General features: G+C 56.9%; 15 protein-coding genes. 6 read left to right on the plus strand and 9 right to left on the minus strand.

From position 1 onward, the window contains the following. Positions 1-82: 82 nt before the first annotated feature. The 4 genes from GM298_RS01820 to sad all read right to left on the minus strand — a co-directional run bounded on the left by GM298_RS01820 (position 83) and on the right by sad (position 4,518). On the minus strand, positions 83-445 hold the full coding sequence (locus tag GM298_RS01820; protein ID WP_045284389.1) for a DUF4186 domain-containing protein: 363 nt from the start codon (positions 443-445) through the stop codon (positions 83-85). Next, positions 445-1,371, minus strand: coding sequence for a glutaminase B (gene glsB / locus GM298_RS01825; RefSeq protein WP_045284388.1), 927 nt, complete (start codon positions 1,369-1,371; stop codon positions 445-447). Before glsB ends, GM298_RS01820 begins: the two co-directional genes overlap by 1 nt. A gap of 62 nt (positions 1,372-1,433) precedes the next feature. Then, the gene (locus tag GM298_RS01830; protein WP_266153460.1) at positions 1,434-3,023 is read right to left on the minus strand and encodes a methyl-accepting chemotaxis protein; all 1,590 of its coding nucleotides are present in this window, start codon (positions 3,021-3,023) and stop codon (positions 1,434-1,436) included. Positions 3,024-3,129: 106 nt separating this feature from the next. After that, on the minus strand, positions 3,130-4,518 hold the full coding sequence (gene sad / locus GM298_RS01835; protein ID WP_126800702.1) for a succinate-semialdehyde dehydrogenase: 1,389 nt from the start codon (positions 4,516-4,518) through the stop codon (positions 3,130-3,132). Positions 4,519-4,616: 98 nt separating this feature from the next. On the opposite strand from sad, the gene ptrR reads away from it, so the two are divergent. Then, positions 4,617-5,495 (plus strand): putrescine utilization regulator PtrR, encoded by an 879-nt coding sequence (gene ptrR / locus GM298_RS01840; protein ID WP_025756424.1) that lies wholly within the window; start codon positions 4,617-4,619, stop codon positions 5,493-5,495. On the opposite strand, the gene GM298_RS01845 is transcribed toward ptrR, so the two are convergent. From GM298_RS01845 to GM298_RS01855, 3 genes are all read right to left on the minus strand, one after another. Continuing rightward, positions 5,449-5,931: a GNAT family N-acetyltransferase gene (locus tag GM298_RS01845; RefSeq protein WP_025756423.1), complete on the minus strand. Its 483-nt coding sequence runs from the start codon at positions 5,929-5,931 to the stop codon at positions 5,449-5,451. The two genes, ptrR and GM298_RS01845, sit on opposite strands and share 47 nt — an antisense overlap. A 95-nt stretch (positions 5,932-6,026) precedes the next feature. Beyond that, positions 6,027-6,818 (minus strand): PhzF family phenazine biosynthesis protein, encoded by a 792-nt coding sequence (locus GM298_RS01850; protein WP_266153461.1) that lies wholly within the window; start codon positions 6,816-6,818, stop codon positions 6,027-6,029. A 27-nt stretch (positions 6,819-6,845) separates the two neighbouring features. Continuing rightward, positions 6,846-7,634 carry a PhzF family phenazine biosynthesis protein gene (locus GM298_RS01855; protein WP_266153462.1) on the minus strand — a complete coding sequence of 263 codons (789 nt, stop codon included), beginning with the start codon at positions 7,632-7,634 and terminating at the stop codon, positions 6,846-6,848. Positions 7,635-7,811: 177 nt separating this feature from the next. Between GM298_RS01855 and GM298_RS01860 the strand changes: the two genes are divergently transcribed. Continuing rightward, positions 7,812-9,008, plus strand: coding sequence for a sugar transporter (locus tag GM298_RS01860; protein ID WP_059386556.1), 1,197 nt, complete (start codon positions 7,812-7,814; stop codon positions 9,006-9,008). An 84-nt stretch (positions 9,009-9,092) separates the two neighbouring features. On the opposite strand, the gene GM298_RS01865 is transcribed toward GM298_RS01860, so the two are convergent. Then, positions 9,093-9,758, minus strand: coding sequence for a MarC family NAAT transporter (locus tag GM298_RS01865; protein WP_025756419.1), 666 nt, complete (start codon positions 9,756-9,758; stop codon positions 9,093-9,095). Between the two features lie 255 nt (positions 9,759-10,013). Here GM298_RS01865 and marR point away from each other — a divergent pair, with 255 nt between their 5' ends. The 3 genes from marR to marB are packed head-to-tail and all read left to right on the plus strand — an operon-like array spanning position 10,014 to position 11,103. Then, positions 10,014-10,448, plus strand: coding sequence for a multiple antibiotic resistance transcriptional regulator MarR (gene marR, locus GM298_RS01870; RefSeq protein ID WP_025756418.1), 435 nt, complete (start codon positions 10,014-10,016; stop codon positions 10,446-10,448). Positions 10,449-10,470: 22 nt separating this feature from the next. Beyond that, complete coding sequence (gene marA / locus GM298_RS01875; RefSeq protein ID WP_008502237.1) at positions 10,471-10,851, plus strand: MDR efflux pump AcrAB transcriptional activator MarA; 381 nt, start codon at positions 10,471-10,473, stop codon at positions 10,849-10,851. Between the two features lie 33 nt (positions 10,852-10,884). Beyond that, positions 10,885-11,103 carry a multiple antibiotic resistance protein MarB gene (gene marB / locus GM298_RS01880; protein WP_025756417.1) on the plus strand — a complete coding sequence of 73 codons (219 nt, stop codon included), beginning with the start codon at positions 10,885-10,887 and terminating at the stop codon, positions 11,101-11,103. 38 nt (positions 11,104-11,141) lie between these two features. On the opposite strand, the gene eamA is transcribed toward marB, so the two are convergent. After that, positions 11,142-12,041, minus strand: a complete 900-nt coding sequence (eamA, locus tag GM298_RS01885) for an O-acetylserine/cysteine exporter (protein WP_045284379.1) — start codon at positions 12,039-12,041, stop codon at positions 11,142-11,144. A gap of 193 nt (positions 12,042-12,234) precedes the next feature. On the opposite strand from eamA, the gene ydeE reads away from it, so the two are divergent. Further along, positions 12,235-13,428, plus strand: a complete 1,194-nt coding sequence (ydeE, locus tag GM298_RS01890; RefSeq protein WP_045284378.1) for an efflux MFS transporter YdeE — start codon at positions 12,235-12,237, stop codon at positions 13,426-13,428. Positions 13,429-13,437: the final 9 nt, after the last annotated feature.

A 13,437-nucleotide genomic window follows, 5' to 3' on the forward strand; every position in this document is an offset into this window, starting at 1 on the left:
ATGGCAATTATTGCGGTCGTCAGCATGATCGGGGCTCACTTAGGATGCATCTATAACACAATTACAACGGGATCATAACTCGTCAAATCTGGGCGTTCATCTGGCGCACCAGCCAGTGGTGGATCACGCTGACGATGTATTGCTGCTGTTGCGCCGTCAGCGGAACACCCGACGGAATGTTGTGCCACTTAGCCAGACAGCCCCGACAGCAGGTGGCCGTGGCATGCTGGGCGATAAACACCGGATGACCGCGCATGGGCGTCTGTTTGCCGTCGTTTGCGGGGTGTGCAGACGCAAGCCGCTTTTCGACAAAATCAGCGGCATGCTGGTCAATGGTCTCGGGGCCTTTGTCCCAGCAGTAGCGGCGTTCCTTCTCGCCTAAGCGAAAGCGCGAGCGAAATGTCGATCGCGCCAGGCGGGAAAAGAGAGGATCCAGGTCAGACATCAGTAAACGGAACGTCCCAGCCGCTGGGTCAGCTTCTCCAGCACCGCCACACCCGCAAGGGAATTCCCCGTTTCATCCAGCTCCGGGCTCCAGACCGCAATCGCCATTTCATGCGGTACAATCGCGACGACTCCGCCGCCAACGCCCGATTTCGCCGGAAGGCCGACACGCCAGGCAAATTCCCCGGCGTTTTGATACATCCCGCTGGTTGCCATCAGGGCGTTAACCTGACGCGCCTGAAGGGGCGAGACCACCTCCTGATCCAGATGCGGTGCGTGCCCCTGGTGCGCCAGGAACAGGAACGTCTGAGCCAGTTCAACACAGCTCATCTTCAGGGCGCAGTAATGGAAGTAGTTTTGCAGTACGGTGGCCACATCGTTATGAAAATTACCGAAGGATTTCATCAGCCACGCGATGGCCGCGTTACGGGCAGAGTGCTCAAACTCCGAGCGCGCCACCACCGTATCGTAGGCAATGTCTTCAACGCCTGAAAGCTGACGAACAATCTCAAGCATGCGCTGGCGCGGTGCGCTGAGGCGGCTTTGCAGCATATCGCAGACCACCAGCGCCCCGGCGTTGATAAAGGGGTTGCGCGGTTTGCCCTGTTCAAGTTCGAGCTGAAGCAGTGAGTTAAACGGCTGGCCGGAGGGGTCTTTGCCCACGCGCTGCCAGATCTCGTCTTCCTCATACTGGCGCATCGCCGCCACCAGACTCAGCACCTTAGAAATGGACTGAATGGAAAAACGTTCAGTCGCATCTCCGGCCTGGTATCGCTGTCCGTCAATGGTACAGATAGCAATGCCCAGCTTATTCCCGCTGACCGAGGCAAGGGCCGGAATATAGTCGGCAACCTTCCCCTTTCCCAATAACGGACGAACCTGCGCCAGAATCTCGTCCAGCATCTCATTATGGATGACCGCAGCCACTCTTTGCTCCTTGCCCTCAGGCTAAAACGGGCTGCGAGTATAACAGAGGCTTATGTATTGCGTCAGGCGCTAAGACGAAAACGCGAAACGGCCTGCAATAAAAGGTCGGATTGCTTTTGCAGACGTTCCGAGGCCTCCGAGGCGTCAGAGACCAGAATATCTGTCTGACGGGAGACGTGATTCAGCGCCTGAAGCTGACGCGTCATCTGATGAATACTTTCGCCCTGGCTGAGCGTGGCGGTGGAGATCTCATTCAGCAAACTGCTTAAATTCCCCACCAGACCGGTGACCTGCTGCAGATTCTCTTCCATCAGGTTAACGGCGCGGGAACCGTCTTCAATACCCCGCAAAGAGCGGTTGATCAGTTCCTGGATGGTCTGCGTCGAGTGGCTGCTCTTTCTGGCCAGCAGCCCAACCTCCCGTGCGACGACGGCAAAACCGCGCCCCTGGTTTCCGGCATGGGCAGCCTCGATGGCGGCGTTCAGTGCCAGGATGTTCGTCTGAAACGCCACGCTGTCGATCATCGCCACGATCCCGCGCATCTCGGAGGATCGGTCGACGATCGCCTGCATAGACGCATTCACCGTCGACATCATCTGGTCACCGCCCTCCGCCGCCTGACGCGCCTCATCCGCCCGCGAGCTGGCAAGCCGGGCATAGCCGGTATTGCCTTCTACATGGGTTTCCAGCGCCGCGATATGCGCCGTAACATCCTCAAGCTCTTTCGCCTGACGTGCCGACTGCTGATACAGCTTCTGGTTACCCTGCGCCAGGGCGTCAATATTCTCCACCATGGTGGCCGTGGCATGGCTGACCTGCGTCACCAGCTGCTGCAGACCGTGCTGCATCGTGGCAATGCTGTCGCTCAGCTGCCCGACTTCCCGGTTAAAGCACCTGACATCCGGCGGCGTGCCACAGAGGTCCCCCGCCGCCAGCTGGTTGATATGTGCAATAAGCCGGCGCAGCGGCGTAATAACCCATCTGGCCATGCCAAACCAGACGGCAACGGCGATGGCCAGTAACAGTACCGGTGCAAACAGGAACAACGTTTGCAGCCCGGAGAGCTGCGCCATTAAGGTCTGTCGGCCCTGTACGGCCTGCCTCTCGCTTGCCTGCTGATACCGGGCATAGTTGTCATTAAAGTCACTCTGAAAAGCCTGAGCCGGTACCGCAAAAAAGGCATCGATGGTGTTGGTTTTAAGCAGACCGTCAGCCTGCTCCTGGATCGCGCCGTAGAAGAGCTGATAGCTGTTCACCAGGGCGTCGTCTTTCGGCGGATTCAGCGCCAGCCAGGCTTTCCACGCCTGCTGAGACACCGTCAGTGCCTTTTGCGCCTCATCCATCAGGCTGTGCCAGCTACCGTCGGAGCCGGTCTCTTTATCCTGCATAAACCAGACTCCGGAGCGGTTAAGCAGATCGCTTGCTGCGAGCAGTGAGACGCGGGCCAAATCCAGCTTGCTTTGCTGCTGCCAGGCCAGCAGATTGCGCTGCTCGTTGCGCTGGGCTTCGTTCAGGGAGGCGTTAAGCAGAAATGACGAGGAGAGCTGCAGCGCGGAGAAAAGGCCGATGATGCAAAAGATACCCGTCAGCAGACCAAACTGACGGGGGATGAGACGCTGCGCAATACGGCGAAAAATTTGCGTTAGGTTCATAATTTTCTTCATTAACAATACGTTAGACGCGAGCGAGTCTACGAGATGAAAATGACAGAACCATTGCAGTGAAATGACAACGGCCCTCGTGATGAGGGCCGAAAAATTACACGCGATCCTTCCACACCGTCTGTACGTTGCAGAACTCGTGCAGCCCAAAGTGGGAGAGCTCGCGGCCAAAGCCACTTTTCTTCACGCCACCGAAAGCCACGCGCGCATCGCTGGCGCTGAAGCCATTGATAAACACGCCGCCGCACTCCAGTTCGCGGGAGAATCTCTCAGCCTGCGCATCACTGGCAGTAAAGACGGTGGCAGACAGACCAAAGTCGCTGTCGTTGGCAAGCAGCAGGGCATGCTCCGCGTCTTTCGCAACCGTAATGGCCGCGACCGGACCAAACAGCTCCTGACGGAAAGCCGTCATCTCAGGCGTCACATTGCCGAGTACGGTCGGGGCGTAGTAATTACCCTCACCGCTGATTTTCTCTCCGCCCAGCAGCAACGTTGCCCCTTCGGCCAGCGTAGCCTGCACCTGTTGATGCAGTTCGTCCCGCAGGTCATAACGAGCCATCGGGCCCAGGTAGTTCTCTTCCTGGTCCGGAGCGCCCAGCTTCAGCGCAGCAACCGCATCGACAAAGCGTTGGGTAAAGGCATCCGCAATACCCTCTTCCACAATGAAGCGTTTTGCCGCCGCGCACACCTGTCCGGTATTCTGGTAGCGCCCCGCTACCGCCGCCTTTACGGCAAGATCGAGGTCGGCATCGTTGAGGACGATGAACGGGTCAGAGCCGCCCAGTTCAAGCACGCATTTTTTCAGCGCAGCCCCGGCCTGGGCGCCAATCGCTGCACCGGCACGCACGCTGCCAGTGACGGTCACCGCAGCAATACGACTGTCGTTAATCGCCTGACTGACGCCCTCATTGGTGGCATTCACCCAGCCAAAAACGCCTTCCGGAATACCGGCCTCGGCCGCTATCTGCGCAATCAGTCTGGCCGAGCCGAGCACGTTTGGCGCGTGTTTGAGCAGATAACTGTTTCCTGCCAGCAGGATCGGCACAGCACCGCGCAGCACCTGCCAGAGGGGGAAGTTCCACGGCATCACCGCGAGGATCGGCCCCAGAGGACGATATTCGATAACCGCATTATCATTTTCCACCAGCGTGGGTTCCGCGCGCAGCATCGCAGGGCCATGTTCGGCATACCAGTCGCACAGCGCAGCGGATTTTGTGACTTCCGCCCGCGCCTGCAGGATGGGTTTGCCCATCTCACGGGAAATCGTCTGCGCCATCTCTTCCGCGCGGTTTCGCAGCGCGGCACCGAGATCGCGCAACTTCTGCGCCCGGAGGGCAACGCTTTCACGACGCCACTGGCGATATGCCGCGTCTGACTGAGAAATGGCATGGTCAACCTCTTCCGGCGTCGCCCACGGATACGCGGCGAGGGTTTCCCCGTTGGCCGGGTTAACAGAGAAGGCATGTGTTGCAGATGAATAAGTCATGGTGTTCTCCACGTATTTCGGTTGATTGATTGTGGCTCACTCTGCTATTTCTTAAAAATGAATAATACTAACCACCTTATTCACGAAACGAGAATGCCATGGACTTAACCCAGCTTGAAATGTTTAACGCCGTCGCGCTGACGGGCAGTATCACCCAGGCGGCGCAGAAGGTGCATCGCGTGCCGTCTAATCTCACCACCCGCATCCGTCAGCTGGAGGCCGACCTCGGCGTTGAGCTGTTTATTCGTGAGAACCAGCGTTTACGGTTATCCCCCGCCGGTCACAACTTCCTGCGCTACAGCAAGCAGATCCTGGCGCTGGTAGATGAAGCGCGGATGGTCGTGGCGGGTGATGAGCCGCAGGGGCTATTTGCCCTCGGCGCGCTGGAGAGTACTGCCGCGGTGCGCATTCCGGAGACGCTGGCGCAGTTTAACCAGCGCTACCCGCGTATCCAGTTTGCCCTCTCTACCGGGCCATCCGGAACCATGATTGATGGCGTGCTGGAGGGAACCTTAAGCGCCGCCTTTGTTGACGGGCCCCTGTCGCACCCGGAGCTGGAGGGCATGCCGGTCTACCGGGAAGAGATGATGCTGGTCACGCCGGCCGGACAGGCGGAAGTCTCACGCGCCGCGCAGGTCAGCGGCAGCGATGTTTACGCCTTTCGCGCAAACTGCTCGTACCGTCGGCATCTGGAGAGCTGGTTTCATGCGGACAGAGCCACCCCTGGCCGTATTCACGAGATGGAGTCCTATCACGGGATGCTCGCCTGCGTGATTGCCGGTGCGGGCATCGCGCTGATGCCGCGCTCGATGCTGGAGAGTATGCCAGGGCATCATCAGATTGAGGCCTGGCCGCTGGCGGAGAACTGGCGCTGGCTCACCACCTGGCTGGTGTGGCGACGCGGGGCGATGACCCGCCAGCTGGAAGCCTTTATAGCGCTGCTAAACGAACGTCTGCAACCAGCGCCTTCTCCATAAACAGGCTGAGCGGATCGTCAACGTACGGGGCAAACGCCGGGCGCATTTCGTATCCGCACTGTTCATAAAGACGCACCGCGGCGTGCTGTTTGATGCCCGTCTCCAGCCGTACCGTATGGCAATGACGGCTCAGAGCCTCATCTTCCAGGGCGGCCAGCAGCGTTTCGCCGAGATGTTGGCCGCGATGAGCCGGATCGATATAGACCCGCTTCATCTCTCCCGTGCCGTCACCGTTGAGCACGATGGCCCCGCAGCCGACGGCCTTCAGCTGCGGGTCGCGGATGATCATCAGGATAAGCGAGTCTTCCGCAAGCACAGACAGGTCGAGCAGATGGTTACTTTCGGCGGGATAGAGTTCGCTCTGATAGCGGTCAAGCGCCGCAATCAGTGTGAGAATATCCGGGTGATGCGCAGATTCAGAGGTAATGGAATACATGGCAGGCTCCTTGCTATTGTTCTTGCAATATAGCCTTTCAACATAGCGCAGGCCTGCCAGGGGGCTTCATAGTATTTACTTATCGCGTCACGCTGTTAGCGTAAAAAGATACGTCCTTTCAGATACAGGGTCGCCTGACCGCCAATCAACACCCGGTCGCCCTTCATTTCGCAGCGCAGATCTCCGCCACGGTACGACACCTGGCGGGCGTTGAGTGTGGTTTTGCCCAGCTTTTCGCTCCAGTACGGGATCAGCATGCTGTGGGCGGATCCGGTCACCGGATCTTCCGGCACCCCTTCCCCCGGACAGAAGAAGCGGCTGACAAAGTCATACTGGTCTCCCGGTGCCGTCACGCAAACCATTTTATCCAGCGGAAGCAGCGCGCCAATATCCGGTGTTAACGCTTCTACCTGCTGCTGGCTCTCCAGCACCACCATGTAATCGCGTCCGACGCGCACCTCTTTCGCCGCTGTAATGCCCAGCGCGCTAAACAGCGCCGCAGGTGGGTTCTCCACAACCTCAGTCGACCACGCCGGGAAGTTCAGCGTCAGCCAGTCGCCGCTGCGCTTGACGGTCAGCTCGCCGACAAAGCGCGTGCTGAAGGTGATTTCGGTATGCGGATAATCCAGGTATTCGAAAATAACGTGTGAGGCGGCAAGCGTTGCGTGTCCGCACAGGTTAATTTCATCCAGCGTGGTGAACCATCGCAGCTCAAACCCGCCGTCGGTGCGCACGAAAAAGGCGGTCTCAGACTGGTTGTGCTGCTGCGCCATTTTGAGCAGCGTCTCGTCCGGAAGCCACTCTTCCAGAGGACATACCGCTGCGGCGTTACCGCCAAAGGTTTTATCGCTGAAGGCATCCACCAGATAAAAATCAATTTCCTGCATTGTCTCTTCCTCTCTTGTTATGGCTATTTAGCGCAGAAAAACTGTGCCTTTCAGATAAAGCGTGGCCTGACCACTCATCAGCACGCGGGAGCCTTTCAGCTCACAGCGCACATCACCGCCCCGGGCTGATACCTGACGGGCAAACAGCCTGGTTTTACCCAGCTTTTCGCTCCAGTAAGGGATCAGCATGGTGTGGGCGGAGCCGGTGACCGGGTCTTCCGGGACGGAGACGCCCGGGGAGAAAAAGCGGCTGACAAAATCATATTCCCCTTCCCCGCGCGCCGTCACGCTCACCTTATGCTCACCTGGCGTCATCGCCGAAAAGTCTGGCATGAGCGCTTCGACCTGCTGGCGATTGTCCAGCACGATAAGCCAGGCTCGTCCTTTACGGGCTTCAACATAGTGCGTAATACCCAGCGCCGAGAGCATCTCCGGCGGCGGTGTCTCTTCATGGGTTGGGCATGCCGGGAAGTCCAGCGTCAGCCAGTCGCCCTCCCGGCTGACCGTCAGGCGACCGGAGGCGGTATCGAAGTGGATCCGTGAATCAGGGTAGTCCAGCTCGGTAAACAGAACGTGCGCCGCCGCAAGCGTAGCGTGGCCGCAGAGATTGACTTCGGTAAGCGTGGTAAACCAGCGCAGCTCAATGCCCCCTTTGCTGCAGACAAAAAAGGCCGTTTCAGACTGATTGTGCTGCTGCGCCATTTTCAGCAAGGTTTCATCGGGCAACCATTCCCTGAGCGGGCAAACGGCGGCCGGGTTGCCGCCAAACGAGGTCTCGCTGAACGCATCGACCAGATAAAAATCAATCTCCTGCATTGTCTTACCGCCTGTTTTTATTGTGTTGTTCTTTTATATTCAATGAAAAGCACGCTTGCGGCTACCGCTTTCATAAGGTAAATATTGAGATCTGCATCACATAATGGTTGAGTTTTCGCCTTTTGACGTTTTAAGATCGTCTCCTCTTCTTTTCAGCAACGAATCTCCGACATCCCTATGACAACGAACACAGTTTCCCGCAGGGTTGCGTGGCTACGCGTGGTCACGCTGGCCATTGCCGCGTTTATTTTTAACACCACCGAATTCGTGCCTGTTGGGCTGCTGTCTGACATCGCTGAAAGTTTCCAGATGGAAACCGCGCAGGTGGGCATTATGTTGACCATCTACGCCTGGGTGGTGGCGCTGATGTCCTTGCCGTTTATGCTGCTGACCAGCCAGATCGAGCGGCGCAGGCTGCTGATCGGCCTGTTCGTGCTGTTCATTGCCAGCCATGTGCTGTCGTTTATGGCGTGGAATTTTACGGTACTGGTCATCAGTCGCATCGGCATCGCCTTTGCCCATGCGGTGTTCTGGTCGATCACCGCGTCGCTGGCAATTCGCCTGGCGCCGGCGGGTAAACGTGCTCAGGCGCTGAGCCTGATAGCCACCGGTACCGCGCTGGCGATGGTGCTCGGCCTGCCGATTGGCCGCATCGTCGGGCAGTACTTCGGCTGGCGTACCACCTTCTTCGCCATCGGCATGGGTGCGCTGATAACGCTGGTATGCCTGATAAAACTGCTGCCCGCGCTACCCAGCGAACATTCCGGCTCGCTGAAAAGCCTGCCGCTGCTGATGCGTCGTCCGGCACTGCTGAGTATTTATCTGCTTACCGTCATTGTGGTCACCGCCCACTACACGGCTTACAGCTACATCGAGCCCTTTGTGCAGGTGGTGGCGGGCTTTAGTGCCAACTTTGCCACTGTTTTACTGTTGATCCTCGGCGGCGCGGGCATTATCGGCAGCGTGCTGTTCGGTAAGCTGGGTAACCGACATGCCTCCACACTGGTGAGCAGCGCCATCGGCCTGCTGCTGGCCTGCCTGCTGTTGCTGATGCCCGCCGCGGGCAGTGAGATCCAGTTGGCTATCCTCAGCCTGTTCTGGGGCGTGGCGATCATGATTATTGGTCTGGGCATGCAGGTGAAGGTGCTGGCTCTGGCGCCGGACGCGACGGATGTCGCCATGTCGCTGTTTTCGGGGATCTTCAATTTGGGGATTGGCGCGGGTGCACTGGTGGGAAATCAGGTCATCCTGCACGTGTCGATGTCGGCGATTGGCTATCTGGGTGCCATTCCGGCCCTGGTGGCGCTTGTCTGGTCGGTGCTGATTTTCCGTAAGTGGCCGGTGGCGCTGGAAGAACAGGGGCAGCACGGGTGAACCTTCTTGCCGGGTGGCGGCTTCGCCTTACCCGGCCTACAAAACCCGTAGGCCCGTGCAAGCGAAGCGCCGCCGGGCAAGACATCAATGATAGGTCTTAATAATCTCCAGCACGCCGTTAATAATAAACTGCACGCCCATACAGACCAGCAGGAAGCCCATCAGACGGGAAATCGCCTCGATACCGCCCTTGCCTACCCAGCGCATAATCGCGCCGGAGCTGCGCAGAGAGATCCACACGATCGCCCCAATAATCGCAAAAATCAGCGGTGGCGCTACCGTCAGCACCCAGTCCGGGAAGGTTGAACTGTCACGCACCGTCGACGCGGAGCTGATAATCATCGCGATGGTCCCCGGCCCCGCCGTGCTCGGCATGGCAATCGGCACGAAGGCGATATTCGCACTCGGTTCGGTTTCCAGCTCTTCAGATTTGCTGGCCGCTTCCGGTGACTCATGGGCTTTTTGCGCCGGGAACAGCATGCGGAAACCGATAAAGGCGACAATCAGCCCCCCGGCAATACGCAGGCCGGGAATAGAAATCCCGAAGGTGTTCATCACCACCTGACCGGCGTAATACGCCACCATCATGATGGCGAAAACATACACGGAGGCCATCAACGACTGATGATTGCGCTCGGCGCTGTTCATGTTCCCTGCCAGTCCGAGGAAAAGCGCCACCGTCGTTAACGGGTTTGCCAACGGCAGCAAGACCACCAGCCCAAGGCTGATTGCTTTAAGTAAATCCAGCATAGTGTGTTGTTGTCCTTATCCATAGTTAACACCGCAATTATAGGGTGAAAAGATGACATTCAGCCATCGTTGCAGCGTGACGATTATTTCCTGCCTGAAATGATAATCCTCAGTTATCTATCTGATTTGAAAGACCACAAAAAAAGTTCATGAAACGTTTTAGCAATTCGTGGCATCGGCTGATTCATTCAGTTGACTTATACTTGCCTGAGCAATAATATCTGCCGTGACTAACTACTTGCCAGGGCAACCATTGTGAAAAGCACCAGTGATATCTTTAACGACGTTGTTCCGCTGGGTCGTCTTATTCATATGGTAAATCAGAAGAAAGATCGCCTGCTCAACGACTATCTGTCACCGCTGGATATCACCGCGACACAGTTCAAAGTGCTGTGTTCCATTCGCTGCGAAGTGTGTATCACACCGGTTGAGCTGAAAAAGGTGCTCTCTGTCGATCTGGGTGCGCTCACCCGCATGCTCGATCGTCTCGTCTGCAAAGGATGGGTAGAACGAAGCCCTAACCCGAATGACAAACGCGGCGTACTGGTAAAGCTGACCAGCGATGGCGCGGCCATGTGCGAGCAATGTCATCAATTAGTAGGACAAACACTGCATCAGGAACTAACAAAAAACCTAACGGCAGATGAAGTGGCAACGCTTGAGCTTCTGCTCAAGAAAATTCTGCCGTAATCAGAAAAAAAGAGGTATGACGATGTCCAGACGCAATACTGACGCTATCACCATTCATAGCATTTTGGACTGGATCGAGGACAACCTGGAATCGCCGCTCTCCCTTGAAAAAGTGTCAGAGCGTTCAGGTTACTCCAAATGGCACCTGCAACGGATGTTCAAAAAAGAGACCGGCCATTCATTAGGTCAATACATTCGCAGCCGCAAGCTGACGGAAATTGCCCAGAAGCTGAAAGAAAGCAATGAGCCGATCCTTTATCTGGCGGAGCGTTATGGATTTGAATCGCAACAAACTCTGACGCGTACGTTCAAGAACTATTTTGACGTGCCGCCTCATAAGTACCGCATCACCAGCGTGCCCGGTGAATCCCGATACCTGTATCCGTTAAAACACTGTAGTTAATCATCGCCTGTAACAGACGTAACCGAGGAAATCATGAACGTTACCGCCTCCGCCGCCCTCGCCTTGCTGGTGCTCTTCTCCAGCCAGACCTTCGCGGAGCAAACCCCTCGTGCAACGCAGCAAAATAATCCTGATACGATGATTTTGCCGTCAGCACATGACCAGTCGCCTTATGATTTCAACCATATGGGTGCTGGTAGCGACAAATCCGACGAATTAGGCGTGCCTTACTATAATCAGCACCGCCTCTGATTCGTTTTTGCCCCGCCGATGCGGGGCTTTTTTCTTTCTTATCCCCGCACCCGCGCCGTCCGGCGCACGCGCAGGCCAAACACGTTGATGTACAGCCCGGCCATGATCAGCACCGCGCCAAGCAGCTGCAGTGCGCTCAGCTTTTCGTCCAGTAAAATAGCGGCACTGGCCAGCCCAACGACCGGCACCAGCAGCGACAACGGCGCCACGCGCCAGGTTTCGTATCGCCCGAGCAGCGATCCCCAGATACCGTACCCGATAATCGTGGCGACAAACGCCAGATAGACCAGCGACAAAATGGTGGTGAGGTCGATTTCAACCAGGCTCGTCAGCATCACTGCCGGGCCGTCGAATATCAGGGACGCGACCATAAACGGTACCACCGGGATCAGTGCGCTCCACACGACCAGAGACATCACCTGCGGACGCGCCTCGTGCTGCATGATCAGTTTGTTGAAAATATTCCCGCAGGCCCAGCTCAGGCCCGCGGCCAGCGTCAGCATAAAGCCGAGCAGCGCCACGTGCTGACCATTCAGGCTGGACTCAATCAGCACCAGCACGCCAAACACCGCCAGCGTAATACCCGCCAGCTGTTTACCCTGCAGACGCTCGCCAAACACAAACGCCCCCAGAATGATGGTAAAGAACGCCTGCGCCTGTAACACCAGCGAAGCAAGCCCGGCGGGCATACCAAATTTAATGGCGCAGAACAGAAACGCAAACTGGCCAAAACTGATGGTCAGGCCGTAGCCCAGCAGCAGTTTAAAGGGGATCCTGGGACGGGCGACAAACAGCAGAGCCGGGAACGCCACCAGCATAAAACGCAAACCGGCCAGCATCAGCGGCGGCATGTTGTGCAAGCCCAGCTTGATGACCACAAAATTGAGTCCCCACACGATGACCACCAGCAACGCCAGCAGTCCGTCTTTACGCGTCATACCCTGCCCCTGAATTATTAATAATTTGTTAACAGTTCAAAGTAACAGAAAAAAGCGTGCCACGAGAAGATCATTAATTCTGGCAGTCAGGCGAAGCACTTACGGATAAATTGGGTGCTATACAAGGCCCTTATGTCGTGATACTCCTTTCAGGACACAACATAAAAAGCATAAGCATTTGTCGGGCAGGAATATGAAACCATCTCTCCGGCGCTCAACCGCAGCGCTGCTGGCATCGTCATTGTTATTAACCATTGGTCGTGGGGCAACGCTGCCGTTTATGACCATTTATCTCACGCGCGTCTATAGCATGAGCGTCGAGAATATTGGTTACGCCCTGACCGTGGCGCTGACCATTGGCGTAGTATTCAGCCTGGGGTTCGGCATTCTGGCCGATAAGTTTGATAAAAAACGCTACATGCTGATCGCCATCGTGGCGTTTATCGCCGGCTTTGTGGCGATCCCGCTGGTGAATAACGTCACGCTGGTGGTGCTGTTCTTTGCGCTGATCAACTGCGCCTATTCGGTCTTTTCGACAGTGTTGAAAGCCTGGTTCTCAGACGTGCTGACCTCCAGTGAAAAAGCCCGCGTTTTTTCACTGAACTACAGTTTCCTGAATATTGGCTGGACGATTGGGCCGCCCATTGGCACCCTGCTGGTCATGTACAGCCTGCAGCTGCCGTTCTGGCTGGCCGCTTTCTGCGCCGCGCTGCCGCTGGGGTTTATCCATTTCTTTGTGCAAAAAAGCGTGGCGTTAGACACCGCCGAAGAGCAGACGGCGTGGCAACCGTCGGTCCTGCTGAAAGATCGCGCGCTGTTCTGGTACACGCTCTCCGGCCTGCTCGCGTCATACGTCGGCGGATCGTTCGCGAGCTGCATTTCGCAGTATGTTCTGGCCGCACATGCGGACAGTGATTTCGCCGAAAAGGTGGTCGCGGTGGTGCTGCCCGTCAACGCCGCCGTGGTGGTGACGCTGCAGTACGCACTCGGTCGTAAGATCTCAGCCAGCAATATCCGTCCGTTGATGACCGCCGCCACGCTGTTTTTTATCGTGGGTCTGGCTGGCTTTATGCTCTCCGGGGAAAACCTGATTTACTGGGGCATTGCTGCCGCCATCTTTACGCTGGGTGAAATTATCTATGCGCCGGGTGAATACATGCTGATCGACAATATCGCCCCGCCTGGGATGAAAGCCAGCTACTTCTCCGCCCAGGCGCTTGGCTGGCTCGGCGCGGCGGCCAACCCGATGATCACCGGTATTATCCTGACTAACCTGCCGCACTGGTCGTTGTTTGTGATAATGATGGCCGCGATTATTGTGGCGTGGCTGATGATTTTGCGCGGGATGAGCGTCAAGGCATGGTGCGAGTCACCCAAAGCGGCATAGCGAATATAG

The sequence above is a fragment of the Enterobacter sp. HSTU-ASh6 genome (assembly GCF_026319105.1).
GTDB lineage: Bacteria > Pseudomonadota > Gammaproteobacteria > Enterobacterales > Enterobacteriaceae > Enterobacter > Enterobacter sichuanensis.